A 23089-nucleotide genomic window follows, 5' to 3' on the forward strand; every position below is an offset into this window, starting at 1 on the left:
AAGCGATTCCGCTTGACTGCAAAAGGCTCAAGCCGGTTAACCGGCTTAACTTATCCTCTGACAGGCTTTTACGACAGTTTCATTTCATCGATCTTGCAAACAGGCGGGTTATGATCCAGATGCAGACGAGACCGAGTTAAGGAGACGACGATGGCAGGCGGTTCCATTCCCCATTTCCAGAACGATGCGGGCCATTCGGCGATCGACATCGGGGTCCGGGAATTCATGTGCACCGGCGCCAATCCGCCTTTCGACCATCCGCATGTGTTCCTCGACATGGGCGACGACAATGAAAAAGTCTGCCCCTATTGCTCGACGCTCTACCGCTATTCGCCGAAGCTGAAGGCAACGGAAACGCAGCCCGCCGGCTGCTTCTATATCGACCAGGCTGCCTGATTCCCTCGCCGCCATGAGTGACACGCGGTCCCGGCAAATTGTCATCGCCGGGGCTGGCATCGCCGGGCTGACCGCAGCCCTTGCCTTTGCCGCACGCGGCTATCCGGTAAAGCTGTTCGAACAGGCCAGACAGCTCGAAGCGACCGGCGCCGGCATCCAGCTTTCCCCCAACGCAACACGCATCCTGCGCCAGCTTGGCGTGCTCGACCGGCTCTCGCCACACGCGGTGCGGCCGGAAGCGGTCGTGCTGAAGGATGCCGCGACGCTCAGCGAACTTGCCCGCGTGCCGCTCGGGCAGGCAGCCGAGAGCCGCTGGGGCGCGCCCTATCTCGTCGCTCATCGCGCCGACCTGCAGGCCGCGCTGACGGCGCAGGTGGCGGAGCGGCCGGGGATCGATCTCGTCACCGGCGCCCGCGTCAGCAGCGTCGCCACCGGACCGCACGGCATCGCCGTGACGGCCGAAGCCGACGGCAAGACCGTCGAAGTCGAAGGATCGCTGTTGGTCGGCGCCGACGGCGTCTGGTCGCGGGTCCGGGAGCGGTTCTCTGACCAAAGGGCAATTTCCGGCAAAAGCCGTTTTTCGGGCGAGCTGGCCTGGCGTACCACGGTTCCAGCCGACTGTGCCGCCGGCAAGGCTTTTGCCGCCGTCGGCGTCGTGAACGCAGTCACCACCTTCCTGCATCCCGGTTTCCACATGGTCGCGTATCCGGTCAGCCGGGGTACTGCCTTCAACCTCGCCGCCTTCACCAAAGGCGAGCGCATCGCCGAGGCGTGGTCGGGCCATGCCGATACCAGCATCCTCACCGAGGCCATGCGCGGCACCGCGCCTGCACTTGCCCGCCTGGCCGAGGAAGCCAGCCCGTGGATGGCCTGGCCGATCCATACGGTCGACCCGAAGCAGCCCTGGACGACGCCGGACGGCATCGCGCTGATCGGCGACGCCGCGCATGCGATGACGCCCTTCGCGGCACAGGGCGCGGCGATGGCGATCGAAGACGCAGCGACACTTGCCGACGTCATTGCCGCCTCCCCTGCCGACCTGGCCGGAAGTCTTCAAATCTGGGAAGGCTTGCGACGGCCGCGTGTCGCCAAGGCCGCACGTCGCGGCGCCGTCAACCGCCTTGCCTGGCATGCTGCAGGTCCGGTGGCGTTGGCGCGCAACCTGTTCCTGAAGATGCGGGCGCCGGAGAAGCTCGCGGCGGATTTGGACTGGCTTTATGGGTGGCGGGCTGACGAAACGTGAAACCCGCGACAGGCCGGCGAGCGAAACCCTCAGCTCTCAGTTGTAAAGCCGCATCGACAGGCTGAGCGTGGCTGGCAGCGGGTTCCACCAGCCGGTGCGCAGGCCGGCGGTGCGCAAGGCTGCCGCCGTCCAGGTGTTGCAGCCGACCAGCGCATTGAAATGGCCGTTGGCCGCATAGAAACGATCGAAGCGGGAATAGGCGGCGTTCTCGATTGCGATGGGGCCGTTCGGCCCTTGCTGGAAACTCGTGGCAATGTAATCGAGCAGCGCGGAAAAACGCTCCGCGCTGATGTCGAAGCCGGCGACGTCAGGATGCGGCTCCGCGATGTTGCCTGCGATATCGACATGCATCACGGATGCGTCCAGCGTCAGCGCCTTGAGCACCGGCACCGCCTTCAGCTCGGACCAGGTCGGCGTCTCCAGGTAGAAGGCGCGGCCGCCCCAGCCGAAGACGATGTAGCGCACCTCCGGAGCGTCGGCCGGAATGCCGCCATCGGCCAGGAAACGGAAGCGCTGGCGCACATCGTCGTCGACCGGAATGGCGATGTCCGTGTGGATCGGGCTGCTCAGCACCAGGATGTGGCGCGTGCCGGCGGGCGCGGCGGCCGCCGCTCTCCACAGTGGCCGAGGCACCAGAGTGCCGAGCGCCGCGGCGAGCACAACCGCGGCAACCAACATGGCCAGAAAGCGCTGGAGGTTTCTCATCGGGCTTTGCGGTCCCGTCGCGTTTCAACGCAGGCGATCGCTACCTGCCCGCCCAAACGCAAAAAAAGCCCGGCCGCGATGCGGCCGGGCTCTCTTGATCTGTGTCGGACCGGTCAGTGCAGGATCTGCGACAGGAACAGCTTCGTGCGCTCATGGCGCGGATGGTCGAAGAATTCGGCCGGCGTGTTCTGCTCGACGATCTGGCCCTGGTCCATGAAGATCACCCGGTTGGCGACCTTGCGGGCAAAGCCCATCTCGTGGGTGACGCATAGCATGGTCATGCCTTCTTCGGCCAAGCCCACCATTGTCTCCAGCACTTCCTTGATCATTTCGGGATCCAGCGCCGAGGTCGGCTCGTCGAACAGCATGATGCGCGGGTTCATGCACAGCGAGCGCGCGATCGCCACGCGCTGCTGCTGGCCGCCGGAAAGCTGGCCAGGATATTTGTTGGCCTGCTCGGGAATTTTCACGCGCTTGAGGAAGTGCATGGCGATTTCCTCGGCCTGCTTCTTCGGCGTCTTGCGCACCCAGATCGGCGCCAGCGTGCAGTTTTCCAGGATGGTCAGATGCGGGAACAGGTTGAAGTGCTGGAACACCATGCCGACCTCGCGGCGCACCTCGTCGATCTTCTTGAGATCGTTGGTCAGTTCCTTGCCGTCGACGATGATCTTGCCCTTCTGGTGCTCCTCCAGCCGGTTGATGCAGCGGATCATGGTCGACTTGCCGGAGCCGGACGGACCGCAGATGACGATGCGCTCGCCGCGCATCACCTTGAGGTTGATGTCCTTCAGCACATGGAATTCGCCGTACCATTTGTGCATGCCGATGATGTCGATGGCGACATCGGTGTCCGAGATATGCATCTTGGCGGCATTGACCTTGATTTCTTCCGCGCTAACGGCGTTTTCGGTGGTCATGGCAGGTTCCCTTTTTTGTTCTTAGCGTTTGTGGCCGGTGTCGAGCCGGCGTTCGGTGTACATTGAATAGCGCGACATGCCGAAGCAGAACAGCCAGAACACGAAGGCGGCAAACACCAGGCCGGACCGAGCGGTCTGTGGCGTTGCCCAGTTGGCGTCCGAGAAGTTCTGCTTCACCACGCCGAGCAGGTCGAACATCGAGATGATCGAGACCAGGCTGGTGTCCTTGAACATGCCGATGAAGGTGTTGACGATGCCCGGAATGACCAGCTTCAACGCCTGCGGCAGCACGATCAGCCCCATCTTCTGCCAGTAGCCGAGGCCGAGCGAATCGGCGCCCTCATACTGACCCTTCGGGATCGCCTGCAGGCCGCCGCGCACCACTTCGGCCATATAGGCTGCGGCAAACAGCGACACGCCGATCAGCGCCCTCAGGAACTTGTCGAAGGTGACCCCCTCCGGCAAGAACAGCGGTAGCATGACGCTGGCCATGAACAGCACGGTGATCAGCGGAATGCCGCGCACCGTCTCGATGAAGATCACGCACAGCATCTTGACGATCGGCATCTTCGAGCGCCGCCCAAGCGCGAGCACGATGCCGAGCGGCAGCGACACGGCAATACCGACGAAGGAGAGGCTGAGCGTCACCAGCAACCCGCCCCACAGCGTGGTTTCGACATGCGGCAGGCCGAACATGCCGCCGATGAGCAGGATGAACGCAACGACCGGCAAGGCGCCGAAGAAAAGAAGGGCGTTCAGCCCCTTGCGCGGCACGCGCGGGATGAGCAGCGGCACCAGCAGCGCCACGAACAAGATAGCGACCAGGATCGGCCGCCAGCGCTCTTCGATCGGATAGCGGCCGAACATGAACTGGCCGAACTTGGCATTGACGAAGGCCCAGCAGGCACCGGACCAGCCGTCCGGCTGGATGCCGCCTTGCGCAACCGTCGCGCAGACAGTGCGGTCAGGTCCGGTCCACTGGGCACTGAGGAAGGCCCAGTTGATGACCTGCGGCAGGATCATGACCACCAGTGCGATGCCGACGACGGTCAAGATGGCGTCGCCAGCTGAACCTATAAGGTTCTTGCGCACCCAGGCACCGGGTCCGCGCACGCCGGCTGGCGCCGGCTGCGCCAACGTCATTTCCGTCCTGACCCAAGAGGTGTCGTGTTCCTGCATGGCCCTACCTCTCCACCAGCGCCATCCTGGCGTTGACCACGTTCATGACCGCTGAGGTGACCAGACTGAGCACAAGGTAAACCACCATCATGATCAGCACGCATTCGATCGCCTGACCGGTCTGATTGAGCACCGTGCCGGTAGTCGCCGTCAGGTCCGGATAGCCGATGGCGATGGCCAGCGAGGAGTTCTTGGTCAGGTTGAGATACTGGCTGGTCAGCGGCGGAATGACGATGCGCATGGCTTGCGGAACGACGACGAGCCGCAGGATCGACCCTGGCCTTACGCCCAGCGCGCCGGCCGCCTCTGTCTGGCCCTTGCTGACGCCCATAATGCCGGCGCGCACGATCTCGGCGATGAAGGCCGCCGTATAGCAGGACAGCGCCAGATAGAGCGACAGGAACTCCGGCTTGACCTGGAAGCCACCGGTCAGGTTGAAGGTCGATTGCTTTGGAAAATCAAATGTCAGCGGAAAGCCGCTCAGCGCGTAGGCGAGTAGCGGCAAGCCAACGATCAGCGCCAGCGATGTCCAGAACACCGGAAATTGCTGGCCGGTCGCCATCTGCCGCTGACGCGCCTTGTGGGCGACGAACCACGCCATGGCAATGCCGACAACGAGCGCAACCAGGATCAGCCAGGAGCCATCGCCCCACACGGGGCGCGGGAAATAGAAGCCGCGCTGGTTGAGGAAGGAACCGAATGGCAGGTTGTAGCTGTCACGCGGCGCCGGCAGCACGGCCAGCACGCCGGAATACCAGAAGAAGATGACCAGCAGTGGCGGGATGTTGCGGAAGACCTCGACGTAGACCATGCAGATCTTGCGGATCAGCCAATTGCGCGATAGCCGGCCGATACCGACGATGAAGCCGATGATGGTTGCCGTGACGATGCCTGCTGCGGCCACGATAAGCGTGTTTATGAAGCCGACGACGATCGCCCGGCCATAGGTCGAATCCGACGTATAGGCGATGGCGCTGTCGGAGATGTCGAAGCCGGCGCGTCCCCTGAGGAAGCCGAAGCCGGATGCAATGTGCAGGCGCTGCAGATTGTCGATGGTATTCTGGACGATCCACCAGACAAGCGCACCCAGTACGACGACCACCACAGCCTGGAAGACAAGACTGCGGACTTTCGGATCATTGATGAAGGAAGCCCGACTTGGCTCCTCGCGAAGAATTTCCTGCGATGCCATGCGACCCGTCCCCTGGAAAGAGAAACCGGAAGGCAGAGGATCTGCCTTCCGGATCACATTTCGATCAGCGGATCGGCGGAGCGTATTGCAGGCCGCCCTTGGTCCACAGCGCGTTGATGCCGCGCGCGATCTTGAGCGGGCTGCCCGAGCCGACATTGTGCTCGAACATTTCGCCGTAATTGCCAACCGCCTTAACGATGTTGACGACCCAATCGTTGGACACGCCGAGATCGGTACCGATCTTGGTGTCGGCTTCCTGGCCGAGGACACGCTTGATCTCGGGATTGTCCGAGGTCTTCATCTCCTCGACATTGGCCTTGGTGATGCCGAGTTCCTCTGCCTGCAGGAGCGCGAAATAGGTCCACTTGACGATGTGGTACCACTGGTCGTCGCCCTGGCGCACGGCCGGTCCGAGCGGCTCCTTGGAGATGATCTCGGGCAGCACGACATGGTCGGCCGGCGCGCCCAGCGTCAGGCGGATGCCGTAGAGGCCCGACTGGTCCGTGGTGTAGACGTCGCAACGGCCGGCGTCATAGGCAGCGTTGACCTCTTCCAGCTTCTCGAAGACGACCGGGTTGTACTCCATCTTGTTCGACTTGAAGTAGTCGGCAAGGTTGAGCTCGGTCGTGGTGCCGCTCTGCACGCAGACGGCGGCGCCCGAAAGCTGCAGCGCCGAATTGACGCCCGGCAGCTTCTTGGCGTTGATCATGAAACCCTGGCCGTCATAGTAGGTGACGCCGATGAAGTTCAGGCCGAGCGCCGTATCGCGGTTGATGGTCCAGGTGGTGTTGCGCGACAGGATGTCGACTTCGCCCGACTGCAGCGCGGTGAAGCGTTCCTTGGCGCTGAGCGGCGTGAACTTCACCTTGGTGCCGTCACCGAAGACAGCCCCCGCGACGGCGCGGCAGAAGTCCGCGTCGATGCCTTGCCAGTCACCCTTGTCGTCGGGCGCCGAGAAGCCGGCCAGGCCGGTCGACACGCCGCACTGGATGAAGCCCTTCTGCTTGACGGTGTCGAGCGTGCCGGCCGAAGCGGCCGTAGCCGTCAATCCAAGCGCGGCGGCGCCGAGAATGCCGATTGCAATGTGTTTCATAACCCACAGACCCTTTTCTGTTTTACAGGTGCCCCTGTTTCTCAGGCAAATCCTGAATCTTTTTCCCGTGCGTGAATACAGCTCCCATTCCGGCCCACTACCGGAACCCCGCGTCGCAACCGACGCGCTGCCTCCCATTCACGAACTGCATCGAAGGCGATTATTCCTGTGAGGTCAAGGGAAATGACCGAATCCGAATGCGTTTGAAAACCAATTGCCGGAAATGCCTGAATTGCATACAAGGCCGCCCGCAAATTAGTCAGCACCGCAAACAAAGTCGGCAAAGGTCGATCCGCGCAAGTCCGCGCCGCAACAGCGAAATCCGAGGTCTGGATTTACCTTGCGTCGCTGGCTCGATCACGCGATGAACCGGAGGACGGGAAACGCCTGTTCAAAGCGCCCGTACGAGCAGCCACGCACCGATTGCCGCCATCAGCGCGCCGGAGATGCGCGGAATCAATTGCCCGGTGGGCATGGTCTTTTCGAGAAGGACGAGGATTGCGATGCCGGCAATCCACAGGACGTTCATGACACCGCCGACGAAGAGGAGCGCCATCAGCGCCCAGCAGCAGCCGAGGCAATAGGCGCCGTGCTCGACGCCGAGCCGAAGCGCGCCGAGCGGATAGGAGCGGAACCCGCCATGGCTGCTCAAAAACGCGATAGGCGCCTGGCATTGCCGCAGGCAGACGCCCTTCATCGGCGTCCATTGATAGAGGCCGGCAGCGATGAGAATCACGCCGCCGAAAACCGCACTGTTGGCTTCCATCATCGGACTGAGCAATGCGAGGCGAGCAAGCAGCCATTGCGCACCGGTCGCGGCAACGCTGAAGGCAATCCAGACGAGAAGGTAGCCGGTAAAGAACCATGCGGTCGATGCGATCGGCCGGCCATCCGCCTCAGCCTTGCGGCCGACACCGGCGTAGAGCAGCAACATCGGCGCAACCGACGGCGTCATCATGCCGACCATCATCACGGCCCACATGGTGAAGATGAAGGCGAAGTCGGCCGGCGCCCAGGCGCGGAAGCCCGGTGCCACCGTGGCGCCGATATCCATGCCCGACATATCCATGCCAGACATGTCCATACCGGCCATGTCGCCACCCTCGGCCGGCGCAGTCGCGGCAGGCATAGCCATATCGGCGGCAAGCCACAAGACGTAAGCCCAGGCGAGCCCGGCGACCAGGACGAGCGCGATCGTCACCACCGCACGATCACGCCGCAGCACCGCCTCGAGGGCCGTATCGCTCATTGGATCAGATCAATGCACGATGCCGCTTTGCGAGAGATGCAGATTGGCGAAATGGCTGTGGGAATCGGCCAACTCGAACTTGATCGGGCCGGTTGCCTTGGTCCAGCCGCGCCCGACTTCGGCGAGCGAATATTCGAAACCGTGCGTGAGGTCGATGCGCGCACGATGCTCCTTGCCGGTGACGGGATTCTTGATCGGTTCGCCATGGCCCTTGGTTACGCCAGGCACATGTAATTGGCCGGTCCGGGCATCGACGTCGACCTCGAAGTCTATTGCCGCGAAGATCGGATCGTGGACCGTCTCCAGCGTGGTCGAAAAGACCTGGAATATGGTCGCGCCGGGTTCGGTGTCCTCACCGCTGAGAATGCGAAGCAGCGCTCTGCGTTGCGCCTCTGTGGCCCGCTCGTCGATGACCACCGCCGCCTCGCCCTTGCCGTGGTGGATCGCACCAGGCCAGCGGAAGACCCCGGCAAAGCGCAAGCCATCGAGCTTGGTGTCGCCGTGATAGCCGCTTTCGATTTCCACGCCGACCACCGCCTGGCAGGATCCATGCGTCGGCAAGGCGTTGAACTGACAGGGGCAGCCATAGGCGCAGTTGCAGTTGACGAATTCGCGCGCCTTGATCATCCATTTGATGTCGGCCATGACATTCCTCCCCTGTTGCCGCGCTCACGCTCTGTGAGCGCGATGTCCGGATTGGGGACCAGGAAAGTAACCGGCTACGTCCGGCAGCTCTGATCGAGGCAATCCGGCGATAAATGTTAGAATTCAAGTATATGCCTTTCGCGGTCACCGACAATAGGCCGATCGACGGAGGCCGGCGCAGCAACCAGCGAGGCACTGGCACCTGCAGGAATCGCGCGCGGGATCTGTCTTGCCACTTTTGCCGCCCTGAATTGGCATATTCGAAGACTGCCGGCTGGCGGGTCTAGGCCGGTTGCACCGCCAGTGCAGCCGCACTATGGCTAGCGCCTCCTCACGAGACCAAGGACGGCAAGAACAATGGCGAAGGACGGCAGCGAAATGGGCATCAACACGCGGCTTGCCCATTCGGGCAACAACCCGCGCGACTATTTCGGCTTCGTCAATCCGCCGGTCGTGCATGCCTCGACGGTGCTTTATCCCGATGCCGCCTCGATGGCGGCGCGCAGCCAGAAATACACCTATGGCCTACGCGGCACACCGACCACCGACGCGTTGGCGCTGGCCGTCGATGCGCTGGAAGGCTCGGCCGGCACGATCGCCGTGCCGTCGGGATTGGCGGCCGTGACGATACCGCTGCTCACCTTCGTCTCGGCGGGCGATCACCTCCTGATCGTCGATTCGGTCTATCACCCGACCCGCAATTTTGCCGACACGATGCTGAAGCGGCTGGGCGTCGAGGTCGAGTATTACGATCCGCATATCGGCGCCGGCATCGCCGCGCTGATCAAGCCCAACACAAAAGTGGTGTTCACGGAATCGCCTGCCTCCAACACGTTCGAGGTGCAGGACATCCCGGCGATCGCCAAGGCGGCGCGGGCGGCCGGCGCCATCGTCATGATGGACAACACCTGGGCGACGCCTCTGTATTTCAAGCCGCTCGACCACGGCGTCGACATCTCGATCCACGCGGCGACCAAATACCCGGCCGGCCATTCCGACGTGCTGCTCGGCACCGTCTCGGCCAACGAGGCGTGCTGGAAACAGCTCTATGAAGGCTTCTGCACGCTGGGTTGCTGTTCCGGACCGGACGACGTCTACCAGGTGCTGCGCGGCCTGCGCACGATGGGGGTCAGGCTGGAGCATCACCAGAAAAGCGCGCTTGCCATCGCCGCCTGGCTGGAGGGCCAGCCAGGAGTCGCGCGGGTGCTGCATCCGGCGCTGCCCAGCCATCCCGACTACGCTCTGTGGAAGCGCGACTTTTGCGGCTCGAGCGGCATCTTCTCCGTCGTGCTCAAAGGTGGCGGCCAGAGGCAGCAGCACGCCTTCCTCGACGCGCTCAAGATTTTCGGCCTCGGCTATTCCTGGGGCGGCTATGAGAGCCTTGCCGTGCCGGTGTTCCTCGGCGACCGCAAGATCGCCAAGGGCCCCTATGACGGGCCGCTGATCCGGCTGCAGATCGGGCTCGAGGATGTCGAGGACCTCAAGGCCGATATTATGCGCGGGCTGGAGGCGGCTGCCGCTGCCTGATCCCCCACCTGCTACGGTGAATCGGAAAACCGGCGCAACATCCTGAAAGGAATGGGGAAGGCTTTGGCGAGATGGTCCATGTCGCAAAGCCGCGGTTTGCGGACCTTGCGCAATGCTATTTCCCGAATCCGTGATTTTTCGGATTGATTTGGCTTCCAACTTCACCTGCCAGGCACCATTGCGGGCATTTCGAGCAGTGCCGCACCCTTTCCAGAGCTTGCCATGGCCTTTCGCCTCTTCGTTCCCATTCTCGCCGGCGCGACGCTGCGCGAACGCCTCATCGCCTGTATCGGCGCGACGATCGGCATTGCTCTGACCGGCGCTATCGGCGGCCTGGTGCTCGGCAACGGTCCGCATGTGCCGCTGCTGGTGGCGCCGATGGGCGCTTCCGCCGTGCTTTTGTTCGCAGTGCCGGCAAGCCCGCTCGCGCAGCCCTGGTCGATCATCGGTGGCAACACCATTTCGGCGCTGGTCGGCGTCATCGTGGCGCATTTCATCCATGAACCGGCGCTTGCTACCGGCATTGCAGTGGCGCTGGCCATCGCCGCCATGTCGTTCGCGCGCTGCCTGCATCCGCCGGGCGGGGCCGCTGCGCTGACCGCGGTGTTCGGCGGACCAGCGGTCACCGCCGCCGGTTTTCTGTTCCCCTTCGTTCCGGTGGCGCTGAACTCGATCGTGCTGGTGGCGCTCGGCTACGGCTTCCACAAGCTGTCGCGGCGCAGCTATCCGCATGTGCCGGCCCCTGCCCCGAAAAGCGCGCATGGGACCGTTGATCCGCCGCCGCAGGAGCGTGTCGGCTTTTGATGCGGTGGACGGCTCTCCACCCCCTTGCGGCTATAGTCGCGGGGTTAGAGCTGGAGGAGAGCTGCCATGGGCATTGCTACGACGATTGGTCTGGATATCGCGAAGTCGGTCTTTCAAGTGCACGGCGTGGATGCGGCTGGCGAGGTTGTCATCCGCAGGAAACTGACCCGTGGGCGGGTCCTGGGGTTCTTCGAGAATCTGCCCCGATGCCTCGTCGGGATCGAGGCATGCAGCTCCTCGCACTATTGGGCTAGAGAACTGATTGCACGAGGCCATGATGTGCGGCTGCTTCCTGCGCAGTATGTGAAGCCCTACTTGAAGCGGCAGAAGAACGATGCGGCCGATGCTGAGGCCATCTGCGAGGCCGTGACCCGGCCGACCATGCGCTTCGTGCCGGTGAAGACGCCCGAGCAGCAGAGTGTGATGATGTTGCACCGCGTTCGGTTGATGCTCAACCGCCAGCGCACCCAGCTATCGAACGCGTTGCGGGCGCATCTCTCGGAGTTCGGTATCGTGGCGCCGATCGGGCGGGGCGGCATCGAGCAACTGCTTGCCGTCATCAACGACGAGAACGACCCGAGGGTGCCAGCTGACGCACGGCTCTGCCTGCAGATGCTCGAGGCGCAGCTCAGGGTCGTGAAGGCGCAGATACTCGAGAATGATCGAAGGGTCCGGGCGAGTGCGAGAGAGACCGAGCTTGGTCGCAGGTTGATGGAGATACCAGGCGTGGGCCCGTTGCTGGCGAGTGCGTTCGTGGCGACCGTCGCCGATGCGCACGCTTTCAAGTCGGGGCGCTGCCTCTCGGCCTGGATCGGGCTCGTGCCGAAGCAAAACTCAAGCGGGGGCAAGGAGAAGCTCGGCAGCATCTCCAAAGCCGGCAATCGTTACTTGCGCCAGATGCTCGTGGTCGGCGCGATGGCGGTCATCCGATATGCCGAGCGGAACGGGACTAGGCGGCCATGGCTCGTGCAACTGATGACCCGGCGAACGGCCAAGGTTGCAGCGGTAGCGCTCGCCAACAAGACCGCCCGGATGGTCTGGGCGTTGATGACAAGCGGCGAGCGCTACAGGGAGCCGGTCATCGCATAGAACGAGACAAGGCGAGCGAACGCCGACGAGGTTGGAAAGGGCGGACAGGAGCTAATGCACAAAGCCGGTTGATACCGCCGGATCAGGAGAACCCAATTGGGCCGTGCACCTTCGAGTGCGAGCTTTCGATCGGGACCTGAGCCGCGCGAATGGCATTATGGCCAGCGGCATATGAAGAGCCGCACCTACAGGTCGGATACATGGCCGCACCAACCAGCAACTGCAGAGCGCTCAAATAGAACCCTTGCCAACGGAGAGCCGTCCATACACGGCCCGAAGACATCGACGCCGCGCTGGGCGCGCTCCACGAGACCTTCGACATCGACCGCAACGACCTCGAAAGGCTGCTGCGGCAGGTCGAACTGCAGGCGATGGTGCGCACGCACCGGACCTTGCTGTGCGAGGACATCATGTCGCGCGACGTGGTCTCGGTGCATGAGCATGACACCGCCGATCAGGCGCGTCAGCAGCTGCTGGACCACAACATCCGCACCTTGCCGGTGGTCGACGCCGAGACAAGGCTGGTCGGCGCTGTCGGCCTGCGCGAGCTGACAAAAGACACCGATTCGGTGAAGGGCGTGATGTCCAGCGCCGGCACGGCTTCGCCCGATACACCGGCGATGAGCCTGCTTCCCGTGCTCACCGACGGCCGCAGCCATGCCGTGGTCATCGTCGACGGCGAACGGCATATTCTCGGCCTGATCACGCAGACCGACCTGCTGGCGGCGGCCGCGCGGGTGCAGCCGGCAGACAAGGCGCAGGCGGCAGCATAAAATAGCGATGCCGTTGAAAGTCCGGGAACCTTTTGCCGGCAGCAGCATCCAATGTCCCGATCAAGCGTTGGAGATCGGGGCCGATGAGGAAATTCGCAATGCCAGCTGCCGCGGCTTCCGCGCCTGACGTCCTGTCCAGCGACATGCAATTGGTGCGCCGGTCGCTGGCGCGCGAGGCGGATGCGTTCCGCACCATCATCAAGACGCATAACCAGAAGCTCTACCGGATCGCGCGCGGCGTGGTGCGCAACGATGCCGAGGCGGAGGACATCGTCCAGGAGGCCTATGTCAGCGCCTTTGCCAGTCTCGGCGCGTTTCGCGGCGACGCCTCTTTAGCCACCTGGCTGTCGCGCATCGTCATCAACGAGGCGCTCGGACGCCTGCGCAAAAGGCGGCGCACCGTGGCGATGCCGGAAAACCTGGAAGCACAGATCATCCGGTTTCCTCTCAACCCAAGCGACGATCCGGAGCGGACGATGGCGCAGCGGCAGATCCTCGGGCTTGTCGAACGGGCGACCGACAGCCTGCCCGACGTCTATCGCACCGTCTTCGTGGCGCGCGTCATCGAGGGACTGAGCATCGAGGAAACAGCCGATCTGCTCGGCGTGCGACCCGAGACCGTCAAGACCAGGCTGCACCGGGCGCGTGCTTTGGTGCGCAAGGCGCTGGACGACGAAATCGGCCCGGTGCTGCTCGACGCTTTCCCCTTCGCCGGCCGACGCTGCGAGCGGCTGACCGAGGCGGTGATGAGAAGGCTCGGCCTGGAAGGCTGAGCCTGCTCGCCTGACCTGGGCCGGCTGATTTTCGCCTGTTTCGCGGGAACGTTTGCCACTGCCCCGCATCCAATCAGCGTCAACTGAAAACGAAGTCCGATGCGAATGCGCACCCGGGCAAAAGGAGATGCCATGTCTATCAAACACACTGCCGCCCTGGCCGCGCTGCTTCTGGTTTCCGCAACCCCGTTCGCAGGGGCCGCCGACAAGCCGACCGACCCGCAGATCGCCCACATCGCCTACACGGCCGGCGTGATCGACGTCGAGGCGGCCAAGCAGGCGATCGAGAAGTCGAAGACCAAGGAGGTCGTCGATTTCGCCAACGACATGGTGCGCGACCATGAAGCGGTGAACGTGCAGGCACTCGACCTGGTCAAGAAGCTCAACGTCACCCCCGAAGACAACGCCACCAGCCAGACGCTGAGCAAGGCAGCGGAAGAGGAACGCGCCAAGCTCGCCAAGCTTGAGGGAGCTGCCTTCGACAAGGCCTATGTCGCCAACGAGATTGCCTACCACAAGCAGGTCAACGGCGCGCTCGAAACCCTGCTGATCCCCTCGGCCGAGAATGCCGAACTAAAGAGCCTGCTGGAGACCGGCCTGAAGATTTTCCAGGGCCATCAGCAGCATGCCGAGCACGTCGCCGGCATGCTGAAATGAAGGCCGGCATGCTGATACGATCGCTCGCGGGTGCTCTGGCTCTGGCGCTGGCGCTCGTCGCCAGCCCAGCTCTGACTGCCACAATCGAGGTGACGATCGACAAGCTCGTCTTCACGCCGGCAAGCATTGAGGCGAAGGTCGGCGACACGATCGAATGGCTGAACAAGGATGCGTTCGCCCACACGGCCACGGTTAAGGGCGGCTGGGAGGTGATGATCCCGCCAAAATCGAATGGGCGGATCACCCTCAAGAAGGCGGAAGCAGTCGACTATTTCTGCCGATTCCACCCCAACATGAAGGGCCATCTGGACGTGACGCCCTGATGAGTTTGGAACCGGCGGCGAAGCCATCGCTTGTTGCCGCCGGTTGCCATCAAATCAGCCGTGGCTTGCAGCGCCCTGCGCAAGCAGCCAGTCGATCATTTGCGCGACCTGCGCGGGTGGTCGGTCCGGCGCAAGGATCGAGAGGCTGAGGCCGGTGGGCACGCGCCGCTCCGGGAACGGCGCCACCAGCGAACCGGCAGAAAGCGCGCGCGACACCAGGGCTTCATGCCCCATCAGCACTCCGGCGCCATCGATGGCCGCCTGCAGCGCCATGCTGTAGAGCGAAAACTCGGAGCCTGACTCGATCGACGGACCCTTCAGCCCGGCAGCCTCGAACCACAGGCTCCAGTCGCCGGTCCAGGTGGTGTCCCACAGCAGAAGCTGCGATGAGAGATCGGCCGGTGTTTTCAGCAACCCGGCCAATGCGGGCGCGCAGACCGGAAAGATGACATCGTCGCAGAGCTTGAACGCACGGCTGCCGGCTGGGGCATTCCTGGTCAGGAAGATGGCGAGGTCGAAGGGCTCGCGCCTGAAATCCGGCGGCTCCTCCAGCGCATGGATGGATGGACGCAGCGCTGGATGTGCGGCACGCAGCGCCGGCAGGCGCGGCGCCAGCCAAAGCTGGGCGATCGACGGCAATGCGGCGATGCTGACCTGGGGCCTCGGCGCCGAGATGCGTAGCTCCTGGACGGCAAGGCCCATGGCGTCGAAAGCGGTGGAGAAGGCCGGCAGGGCGGCGCGGCCGGCTTCGGTCAGATGCAGCCCCTGGGGGTGGCGGACAAACAGCGTCGAGCCCAGCCACACCTCCAGCGCCTTGACCTGATGCGACACCGCCGCCGGTGTCACGCCAAGCTCGTCCGCCGCCTTGGCGAAGCTTTCGTGGCGGGCGGCCGCCTCGAAGGCCCGCAAGGCGTTGAGCGGCGGCATTCGAGGTCGCGGCGGATTGACGGCCATCGTCCGTTCCCGGAAAACGTCGGCGGCCGTGTGCGGCCGCCGACGCGGTGTTTCTATTTGAGGGCCACCGGGGTCAGCCTGCCGTCGACCTTCTGCCACTCAAATACGACGAACCCCGGCTGCTTGATATCCCCCTTGTCGTCATAGGAAATCGAACCGAGCACCGTCGAGATGCTGGCACCGGAATGAAGGTAATCGGACACCGCCTTGGGATCGTCGGGCTTGGCCTTGGCGATGGCCTCGGTAAGGATCTGCGTTGCCGCGTAAGCGTAGAGGGTCACCGCCTCGGTGGGCACATTCTTGGCCTTCAGATCGGCGACGGCATCCTTGGCTTCCGCGAACGTTGCCGGGTCGGGGAACGATGTCATCAGGGTTCCAGCGGCACCGTCACCGCCGATGGCGCCGAATTCGCTGTTGGAGATGCCGTCGCCACCCATCAGGATCGTGGTGACGCCCTGGTCGTGCATCTGCCGCACGATCAGGCCGGCCTCGGTGTGCTGGCCGCCGTAATAGACGAGGTCGGCGCCTGACTGTTTGATCTTGGCGACGAGCGGGCTGTAGTCCTTCTCGCCGGGGTTGATCTCCTCGTGTAGCACTTCCTTGCCGCCGCCGGCATTGTAGGCCTTGGCCATCTCGTCAGCGAGGCCCTTGCCCGCCGTCGACTTGTCGTCGACGATCGCGATCTTCTTGTCCTTGAAGCGGGCGAGGATGAATTTGGCGGCAATGATGCCTTGCTGGTCATCGCGGCCGCAGGCGCGGAAGGCATTCCACAGGCCACGCTCCGTCACCATCGGGTTGGTAGCCGTCGGCGTGACGAACAGGACCCCGTTCTCGGCATAGACCTCGGAAGCCGGAATGGTGACGCCGGAATTATAGTGGCCGACGACATAGCGTACGCCGTCGGCGACGAATTTGTTGGCGACCGAGACGCCCTGTTTCGGGTCCGAGACATCGTCACCGACCGACACGGCAAGCTTTTGTCCGAGGACGCCGCCATTGGCGTTGATGCGTTCAACCGCGGTTTCGACACCGACGCGGTACTGTTCTCCATAAGCGGCATTCGGTCCCGACATCGGACCGGCGACGCCGAACACGATATCCGCCCTCGCGACATCGACAGTCGCGGCAGTCACTAGGGCAGCAGTCATCATCTGCACGATCATGCGCATTTTCATTCCCCTGTTTTTTAGAGAAAGGCGGGCTTTTCCCGCCGCTTCAGGCGTCAGTTCACAAAATGAAGCTTGTTGAACCGGCGCCGGAATGCCGTGACATCCGCCGCGACCTGTTCGCTGGCGTCATTGCCGCGCAGCGCTCTAGCAATGAGGGCCGCGAGTTCCGACATGTCGTCTTCGGTCATGCCCCAGCGGACGATCTCGGGCGTGCCGAGGCGCAACCCGTTCATGTCGCCGTCGACAGCGTCGATGGGCAGGCCGATGCCGCAGGTCAGAATGTTGGCCTGCCGCAGCTTCTTCGCCGCCGCCTGGCCGCCGCCGAACTCGGCCGCCTTAATGGCGAATTGATGCGATGTCGTGTAGCCCTTGCCGGTCGAAAACACCGGCAGGCCGCGATCGGCAAGACCATCCGCCAGCGCTCTGGCGGTTCGTGCCATCGTCGCGGCGTAGGCCCTGCCGTGGTCCTTCCAGTCCAGAAGCGTGATCGCCAGGGCGGCCGACTTGGCGGCATCGAAATTGGCGGTCATGCCGGGAAAGGCGATCCTGTCGAGCTTTTCGGCGATATCGGCGTCATTGGTGACGATCAGGCCCGAAGGCGGTCCACCAAGGCTCTTGTAGGTGCTCATCGTCATCAGATGGGCGCCTTCCTGGAGGGGTTGCTGCCAGGCGTTTCCGGCAATCATGCCGCACAGATGCGCCGCATCGAAGAGAACCAGCGCGCCGACCTCGTCGGCTATCGCCCGAATCTCGCGAATGGGATGCGGCAAAAGATTGAGGCTGCTGCCGATGGTTATCATCTTCGGCCTCACCGATCTGGCCATGTCGCGCAACTTGCCGACGTCGACGGTGTAGCCGTCGGCATCGACCGGAGCGGTGTGGATGTCGAGCCCGTAAAGCCCGGCGCAGCCGGCCATATGGTGGGTTATATGGCCGCCGATCGCCGGCGACGGAACGATGATCCTGTCGCCCGGCCGAGCCGCAACCATGAAGGCATAAAGATTGGCGATGGCGCCGGACGGCACCCTGATCTCGGCATAGCTGGCGCCGAAAACTTCGGCCGCCAGTTCGGCGGCGATCACCTCGATCTGCTCGACACCCTCCAATCCCATTTCATATTTGTCGCCGGGATAGCCCAGTGACGGGCGCGACCCCAGGCCGGAAGCGAGTGCGGCTTCGGCCTTCGGGTTCATCACATTGGTCGCCGGGTTGAGGTTGATGCAGACCGCATCGTGGATCGAACGGTTCAGCTCGATCCCCCTGTTGATTGTCGCCATCACGGCATCGGTCTTCTGGCCGCTCGTCTTCTGCGCCAGCTGCTGGGCAAATTCGTCGCAATGCGATGGAACCCAGGGCCTGCGAGCGAGAGCGACCATCGATGCCTCCTTTGCCGCCGCCGATAACCCGGCTGCGAATGGAGCCTAAGGTGGAGCCGTCGGTCGCCCTGACGCAAGCGAGTAGTTCTAGCGCCTAGGCTTAGGAAAATTAGGTCTACCACGCCTATTTGACGGCCGGCTGTTTTTACCGTTTCCGTCCCCACGTGAAAGGCCACGTGCCGGCGACGCTACCCTGATCCTGTTCCGCCGCCTCATCCAGTTGCCGTGATGCCCTCCTTGCTTCGTCCGGCCGCGTGACATGGGTCCACGAACCGCCATAGGCCGGCGTGCGGCGGGCGATCCAGGCGTCCAGCCCTTCGCGCAGGTCAGCGGTCGGGACCATGCGCGCGAACTGTTCGGCCTCAACCAGCAAGCCTTCCGCGATGCTCTGGTTAAGGCCGCGCGTCACTGCGGCCAGGATGCTGGCGACCGCCAGTGGCGAATGCCGCATCACACGCTGAGCGAGATCGAAGGCGGCCGGCATCAGGTCGCCATGCGGCACCACCTGGTTGACGAGGCCGAGTTCGAGCGCGCGTTGCGGCGAGAACGTTTCGCCGGTCAGCAGCAGTTCGAGTGCCCGCTTGCGCCCGGCCAGCCTCGGCAGGCGCTGCGTTCCACCGAAGGTCGGCGGCATTGCGAGATTGATTTCGGGCTTGGCGAACAAGGCGCGCTCGCTGGCGATGGCGAGCGGCACGGCCTCGGTGATTTCGCAACCGCCGCCAAAGGCAATGCCGTTGACGGCGGCGATGACCGGCTTGCGGAATGCTTCCAGCCTCGCCGTCAATCGCTGCCCGCGCATGACGAAATCGCGAATGGCGACATCGGCGCCCTGCGCCACGCTTGCCGAGAATTCGTGGATGTCGCCACCCGCCGAGAAGGCGCGGTCGCCCGCGCCAGTAAGAATGACCGCGCGGACGGAGCCATCGATCTCGAAGGCGTCGAGAATCCCCAGCAGGCGGTCGATCAGGGCGTAGTTCAGCGCATTGAGTTTTTCGGGTCGATTGAGAGTGAGGACGGCGACCCCGTTGCGGGTCTCGGTCAGGACAAGATCGGTCATTTGGCTTCCTTTCCAGAATGCACCGGCGGGAAAGGATCAGGCTTTCGATTGCTTGTATATTCACTAGGCGGTATACTTGGCGTCATGCCTGAAGCATCCAGCCCCACCCGCAAACGCATTGTCGATGCCGCGACAAAGCTCTTTTATGCCGAAGGGATCGGCCGCGTCAGCGTCGACGCCGTCGCCGAAAAAGCGGGGCTGACCAAGCGGACGCTCTACTATCACTTCAAAAGCAAGGACGACCTGATCGCCGCCTATCTCGATGGCCGCGACCAGCCGAACATCAAGCAGATGGCCGGCTGGTTCGAGGCGGCGGAAGGCGGCGTTGAGCGCAAGGTCGAAGCGATCTTCACCAATCTGGCGCGCGTCGCCCGCCACCCCAAATGGAAGGGATGCGGGTTCCTGCGCACGGCAGCGGAACTTGCCGCGATGCCCGGACACCCGGCGGTCAAGGCCGGATCGCGGCACAAGACAAAGTTCGAAAAATGGCTCGCCGCCGAACTGTCGGCCCACAACGTCGCAGCGCCGCATATGCTGGCGCGCGAGATCGTGCTGCTCATGGACGGCGCCTTCTCGAGCATGCTGATCCACCACAACCCCGATTATATCAAGGCGGCAGGGCACGCGGCCGCAACGCTCGTTCGGGCGCGATCGGGAGCGGGAACTAGCTGTTAGAACCCGAACGCCAGCCAGGCGGTGCCGGCAACAAGCGTGAGCAGCGTCAGGGGCAGGCCAACCCTGAAGAAGGCGCCGAACGACAGAGGCGTGCCGGCGCGCCGCGCCTGTTCGGCAACAATCAGATTGGCGACGGATCCAAGCAGCGTGAAATTGCCGGCCAGCGTCGAGCTCATCGCGACCACCAGCCAGGCGCGCTCGGGGTTTTCCAGGCCCGGGATGAACGGCCGCAGTGCCAGAACGGCCGGCACATTGCTCATGATGTTGGACAGCACCGCGGTGAAGCCGGAGAGCCGCCAGACGTCGTCCAGACCAAGGTCTTTGGCCGAGGCGATCATGTCTGATGTCAGCAGCGTCTTTTCGGCACCGGCAACGACGATGAACAGGCCAGCGAACATGAACAGCAGCGGCCCGTCGATCTCGCGGTAGATGCGGGCCGGCTTGATGGCGCGGGTGAGCAGCAGGATGGCGCCGCCGATCAGTGCCGCTTTGGCAACGGGCACGCCGGCGAAGAAGGCGATCGCCAGGCCGATGCAGACGATCACCGCCTTCAGCACCTGCCCCGGCAGCATGCGGCCACGATAGACTTCGGGGCTGAGTTCGGCCGTGCGTGCGAATTCGGCCCGGTAGACTATGCGTACGATAACGATGACGGCGACAAGGCCGAACAGGGCGACCGGCGCCAGTGCAGCCGAAAAGGCCGGGTAGGAAATGCCCGACAGCGCGCCGATGACCATGTTCTGTGGATTGCCGGTGATGGTGGCGACGCTGCCGCAGTTGGAGGCCGTTGCGGTGGCGATCAAATAGGGGATCGGATTGCGGTTGATGACGCGGGTGACGTGGACGACGATCGGCGCCATCACCAGGCAGATCGCGTCATTAACCAGGAACGCCGAGAGCACACCGGTCAGAAGCGTCAGAATCACCAGGAGCATGAACGGCGCGTGCGCGTGCTCGATGGCGAAGCCGCCGAGAGCGCGAAAGGCACCCGAGACCTTCAGATGCGCCACCACGATCATCATGCCGAGCAGCAGCGTGATGGTGTCGAAATTGATGGCGCGATAGGCGTCCTCCATGCTGAGCGCGCCGACGGCGATCATCGCCGCGCCGCCAAGCAGCGCGATCCCTGCCCGGTCGAGGCGAAGGCCGGGGATGCGGCCTATGGCGACGCCGGCATAGGTCAGGACCAGGATCAAAAGTGCCGCCGCGCCCGTCAATGTCATTGGCAGAAGTTCCGTCCAACTCGTCAGTCCCCTGCCTCGACAAACTCGGCCCGACAGACATCTCGCTCCACCTTTAGCAAGCATCCGGCAAAGCGAAAGCGCCGGACGCGCTTTGCGCCCTTGAAACTTGCACGCGCCAGCGCCGGACGACGCAGGCTCGGCCAATCCCGGCCCGATACGGGCGTCCACGACGCCTTTCGAGCCCATTTTCATCACGCAAGGGGGAAAATTGTGAGGGAAGCTTCGTCAGCGGGAGCGGTTCCCCCATCAGTCGCCAAGCGACGAATTTCACAAGGAATGGAGACAAATCATGATCATGAAGATCCTCGCAGCTTCCGTGCTTGTGCTTGGCCTGGGTGCATCGGCGATGGCCCAGAATGCCGACGACGGCATGGCCGGATCAGGCGTCAGTGACGGTAGCGGCAAGTCGATCGTTGTCGACCCCAACGTTCCCAACGCCGTCGACCCGAACGCCACCTACAGCATAGACGGCATGTCCAATCCGTATGGGACGAGTTCGACCCCCGATCAGAACTGCGCGGCCAGCCCGCAGGGCGGCCAACCGGACGCCAACGGCACGTCGCCGGGGACGATCTCGCCGACGGTGAACGACAACCACTGTGGCAAGTAGCCAGCCTGTGGCCGATCAGAGACCCCGAAGCATCGCTTTGCGGCCTCTGCCGTTCTCGAACAGCGCGCATTTCCAGCGACTGCAAGGCGCCCGACGACCACATCGCAGGCTCGAGTTGAATTGTCCGAGAGGAACCAACCGGACAGCCGCGGCGTTTTCCACCACGTATTTGATTTTGATTTACTTTAGAGGCGTGGGAGAGAAGACGTGGCGTCATCGGCCCTTATCGGCATTCTGATCACCTTCCTGGTGATCATTCTGGTGCTCTATCTCGTCCAGCGGCTGCCTCTCGATGGCCGCACCCGGCAGATCGCACAGATCGTCGTCATTCTCATCGGCATCATTTCGCTGTTGAACTATCTTGCGGTTTTCTAGGACCGATCCATATTCATGGATCGGGAGTTCATGTGTTGGCCATGAAAAGTCTGTCGATCGCCTTTCTTGCCGGGATGGCAGTCTGTGCCACGAGCGTCGCCGATGCGCGACCGGACACGCGCGCGATGACCTGCGCGGCCACGCAGGCCCTGATCCAGAGTAATCACGCCGCAGTGCTGACCACGGGTCCCAACACCTATGACCGGTATGTGCGCCAGTTCGGCAATGAGTGCGACTGGCCCGACGTGCCGATGTCCGTCGCCGTTCCAACCCGCGACGGCCGATGCCGCGTCTATCACTGTGAGGAACCGCCCTTCAATCGATCGCCTTGAGGATCGCTTCGCCCTCGTGCATGGCGTGGAACCGTAGTGCCCCTGTGTGAATTGTAACCGGCAGCGGTCCGCAGCGATCTTGTGTCGAGACTTTGGCTGCGGCGCAGAGGCAGGAGGAACAGCATGTCCAGCGATATCAAGCGAAGCGGCAGCTGCCTGTGCGGCGGCGTCCAGTTCTCGGTGACCGGAGAGCCGCTGCGGGTTGGCCTTTGCCATTGCAAGGACTGCCGCAAGACCAGCGGATCGGCCTATTCGGCTTTCGCGGTGTGGCCGCTCGAAGCGTTCGAGACGGCCGGGATCGTCGGCACTTACGGCGGCAGGAGCTTTTGTCCGACCTGCGGCGGGCGCGTCACCTCGGTCGGCGAGGACGAGGTCGAAGTGATGATCGGCAGCCTCGACATAGCGCCGACCGAACTGCAGCCGGACTACGAACTCTGGATCAGCCGGCGCGAGCACTGGTTGCAGCCCCTGCCCGACGCCCCGCAGTTCGAGCATGACCGCATCGACGAGGAGAGCGGCGTTGACGGCCCGACGGGCAGGCCGGACGCCGGCGAGCCGCTGTCAGGCGGCATCCAGCTGCTCAAGTCGGCCTAGCGTGCAGCAGCTCTAACCGAGCACCGCAGGCCGATGCCGTATTTTGCAACCGGCGGTCGCTTTGCCGAGGTGGCGATGGTCAGCTAAGACTCATCTTGCGGTGGACCTTTTGGAACCCGCTTTGGCCGGCGCGGTTCA

General features: G+C 63.5%; 24 protein-coding genes and 2 pseudogenes. 14 read left to right on the forward strand and 12 right to left on the reverse strand.

Annotated features, from left to right (window positions below):
- The first annotated feature begins 150 nt into the window (after positions 1–150).
- Positions 151–396, forward strand: coding sequence for a zinc-finger domain-containing protein (locus tag AC1RUK_RS15220; protein ID WP_481834967.1), 246 nt, complete (start codon positions 151–153; stop codon positions 394–396).
- A 13-nt stretch (positions 397–409) separates the two neighbouring features.
- Complete coding sequence (locus tag AC1RUK_RS15225) at positions 410–1639, forward strand: FAD-dependent monooxygenase (protein ID WP_481834966.1); 1230 nt, start codon at positions 410–412, stop codon at positions 1637–1639.
- Between the two features lie 36 nt (positions 1640–1675).
- Here the strand turns inward: AC1RUK_RS15225 and AC1RUK_RS15230 are convergent, their stop codons facing one another.
- The 7 genes from AC1RUK_RS15230 to AC1RUK_RS15260 all read right to left on the reverse strand — a co-directional run bounded on the left by AC1RUK_RS15230 (position 1676) and on the right by AC1RUK_RS15260 (position 8619).
- The gene (locus tag AC1RUK_RS15230) at positions 1676–2344 is read right to left on the reverse strand and encodes a TIGR02117 family protein (protein ID WP_481834965.1); all 669 of its coding nucleotides are present in this window, start codon (positions 2342–2344) and stop codon (positions 1676–1678) included.
- Between the two features lie 113 nt (positions 2345–2457).
- On the reverse strand, positions 2458–3207 hold the full coding sequence (locus AC1RUK_RS15235; protein WP_436175156.1) for an amino acid ABC transporter ATP-binding protein: 750 nt from the start codon (positions 3205–3207) through the stop codon (positions 2458–2460).
- Between the two features lie 75 nt (positions 3208–3282).
- Positions 3283–4440 (reverse strand): amino acid ABC transporter permease, encoded by a 1158-nt coding sequence (locus AC1RUK_RS15240; RefSeq protein ID WP_481834964.1) that lies wholly within the window; start codon positions 4438–4440, stop codon positions 3283–3285.
- A 4-nt stretch (positions 4441–4444) separates the two neighbouring features.
- Positions 4445–5632: an amino acid ABC transporter permease gene (locus AC1RUK_RS15245; RefSeq protein WP_436174329.1), complete on the reverse strand. Its 1188-nt coding sequence runs from the start codon at positions 5630–5632 to the stop codon at positions 4445–4447.
- Between the two features lie 64 nt (positions 5633–5696).
- Positions 5697–6725 (reverse strand): amino acid ABC transporter substrate-binding protein, encoded by a 1029-nt coding sequence (locus tag AC1RUK_RS15250; RefSeq protein WP_481834963.1) that lies wholly within the window; start codon positions 6723–6725, stop codon positions 5697–5699.
- Positions 6726–7116: 391 nt separating this feature from the next.
- Positions 7117–7974, reverse strand: a complete 858-nt coding sequence (locus AC1RUK_RS15255) for a DUF2182 domain-containing protein (RefSeq protein WP_481834962.1) — start codon at positions 7972–7974, stop codon at positions 7117–7119.
- Positions 7975–7983: 9 nt separating this feature from the next.
- Entirely contained in the window at positions 7984–8619 is a 636-nt protein-coding gene (locus AC1RUK_RS15260; RefSeq protein ID WP_481834961.1) for a DUF1326 domain-containing protein, read from the reverse strand.
- Positions 8620–8976: 357 nt separating this feature from the next.
- Here AC1RUK_RS15260 and AC1RUK_RS15265 point away from each other — a divergent pair, with 357 nt between their 5' ends.
- From AC1RUK_RS15265 to AC1RUK_RS15295, 7 genes and pseudogenes are all read left to right on the forward strand, one after another.
- On the forward strand, positions 8977–10146 hold the full coding sequence (locus tag AC1RUK_RS15265) for a cystathionine beta-lyase (protein WP_481834960.1): 1170 nt from the start codon (positions 8977–8979) through the stop codon (positions 10144–10146).
- Positions 10147–10368: 222 nt separating this feature from the next.
- A pseudogene (locus tag AC1RUK_RS15270) lies at positions 10369–10947 on the forward strand (HPP family protein); the annotation flags it as partial.
- Positions 10948–11016: 69 nt separating this feature from the next.
- Positions 11017–12039: an IS110 family RNA-guided transposase gene (locus tag AC1RUK_RS15275; RefSeq protein WP_481834959.1), complete on the forward strand. Its 1023-nt coding sequence runs from the start codon at positions 11017–11019 to the stop codon at positions 12037–12039.
- Positions 12040–12299: 260 nt separating this feature from the next.
- Positions 12300–12812 (forward strand): annotated as a pseudogene (locus AC1RUK_RS15280) (CBS domain-containing protein); the annotation flags it as partial.
- A 98-nt stretch (positions 12813–12910) separates the two neighbouring features.
- Complete coding sequence (locus AC1RUK_RS15285; RefSeq protein ID WP_481834958.1) at positions 12911–13585, forward strand: RNA polymerase sigma factor; 675 nt, start codon at positions 12911–12913, stop codon at positions 13583–13585.
- Positions 13586–13717: 132 nt separating this feature from the next.
- Positions 13718–14242 carry a DUF4142 domain-containing protein gene (locus AC1RUK_RS15290; RefSeq protein ID WP_481834957.1) on the forward strand — a complete coding sequence of 175 codons (525 nt, stop codon included), beginning with the start codon at positions 13718–13720 and terminating at the stop codon, positions 14240–14242.
- Positions 14239–14565 (forward strand): cupredoxin domain-containing protein, encoded by a 327-nt coding sequence (locus tag AC1RUK_RS15295; protein WP_481834956.1) that lies wholly within the window; start codon positions 14239–14241, stop codon positions 14563–14565. Before AC1RUK_RS15290 ends, AC1RUK_RS15295 begins: the two co-directional genes overlap by 4 nt.
- A 54-nt stretch (positions 14566–14619) precedes the next feature.
- Here AC1RUK_RS15295 and AC1RUK_RS15300 read toward each other — a convergent pair whose 3' ends face one another.
- From AC1RUK_RS15300 to AC1RUK_RS15315, 4 genes are all read right to left on the reverse strand, one after another.
- On the reverse strand, positions 14620–15519 hold the full coding sequence (locus tag AC1RUK_RS15300; protein WP_481834955.1) for a LysR substrate-binding domain-containing protein: 900 nt from the start codon (positions 15517–15519) through the stop codon (positions 14620–14622).
- A gap of 53 nt (positions 15520–15572) precedes the next feature.
- Complete coding sequence (locus tag AC1RUK_RS15305; RefSeq protein WP_481834954.1) at positions 15573–16694, reverse strand: branched-chain amino acid ABC transporter substrate-binding protein; 1122 nt, start codon at positions 16692–16694, stop codon at positions 15573–15575.
- A 47-nt stretch (positions 16695–16741) separates the two neighbouring features.
- Positions 16742–18064 carry a serine hydroxymethyltransferase gene (locus AC1RUK_RS15310; protein WP_481834953.1) on the reverse strand — a complete coding sequence of 441 codons (1323 nt, stop codon included), beginning with the start codon at positions 18062–18064 and terminating at the stop codon, positions 16742–16744.
- A gap of 145 nt (positions 18065–18209) precedes the next feature.
- Positions 18210–19121 carry a crotonase/enoyl-CoA hydratase family protein gene (locus AC1RUK_RS15315; RefSeq protein WP_481834952.1) on the reverse strand — a complete coding sequence of 304 codons (912 nt, stop codon included), beginning with the start codon at positions 19119–19121 and terminating at the stop codon, positions 18210–18212.
- 84 nt (positions 19122–19205) lie between these two features.
- Here AC1RUK_RS15315 and AC1RUK_RS15320 point away from each other — a divergent pair, with 84 nt between their 5' ends.
- Positions 19206–19796 carry a TetR/AcrR family transcriptional regulator gene (locus tag AC1RUK_RS15320; RefSeq protein ID WP_481834951.1) on the forward strand — a complete coding sequence of 197 codons (591 nt, stop codon included), beginning with the start codon at positions 19206–19208 and terminating at the stop codon, positions 19794–19796.
- Here AC1RUK_RS15320 and AC1RUK_RS15325 read toward each other — a convergent pair.
- Positions 19793–21019, reverse strand: coding sequence for an anion transporter (locus AC1RUK_RS15325; RefSeq protein ID WP_436174315.1), 1227 nt, complete (start codon positions 21017–21019; stop codon positions 19793–19795). The two genes, AC1RUK_RS15320 and AC1RUK_RS15325, sit on opposite strands and share 4 nt — an antisense overlap.
- 310 nt (positions 21020–21329) lie before the next feature.
- Here AC1RUK_RS15325 and AC1RUK_RS15330 point away from each other — a divergent pair, with 310 nt between their 5' ends.
- From AC1RUK_RS15330 to AC1RUK_RS15345, 4 genes are all read left to right on the forward strand, one after another.
- Positions 21330–21650 (forward strand): hypothetical protein, encoded by a 321-nt coding sequence (locus tag AC1RUK_RS15330; protein WP_481834950.1) that lies wholly within the window; start codon positions 21330–21332, stop codon positions 21648–21650.
- Positions 21651–21857: 207 nt separating this feature from the next.
- Complete coding sequence (locus tag AC1RUK_RS15335) at positions 21858–22025, forward strand: Thivi_2564 family membrane protein (protein ID WP_436174313.1); 168 nt, start codon at positions 21858–21860, stop codon at positions 22023–22025.
- Positions 22026–22066: 41 nt separating this feature from the next.
- Positions 22067–22357: a hypothetical protein gene (locus AC1RUK_RS15340; protein WP_436175155.1), complete on the forward strand. Its 291-nt coding sequence runs from the start codon at positions 22067–22069 to the stop codon at positions 22355–22357.
- A 123-nt stretch (positions 22358–22480) separates the two neighbouring features.
- The gene (locus AC1RUK_RS15345) at positions 22481–22951 is read left to right on the forward strand and encodes a GFA family protein (RefSeq protein ID WP_436174312.1); all 471 of its coding nucleotides are present in this window, start codon (positions 22481–22483) and stop codon (positions 22949–22951) included.
- Positions 22952–23089 lie beyond the last annotated feature (138 nt).

The sequence above is a fragment of the Mesorhizobium monacense genome (assembly GCF_056781675.1).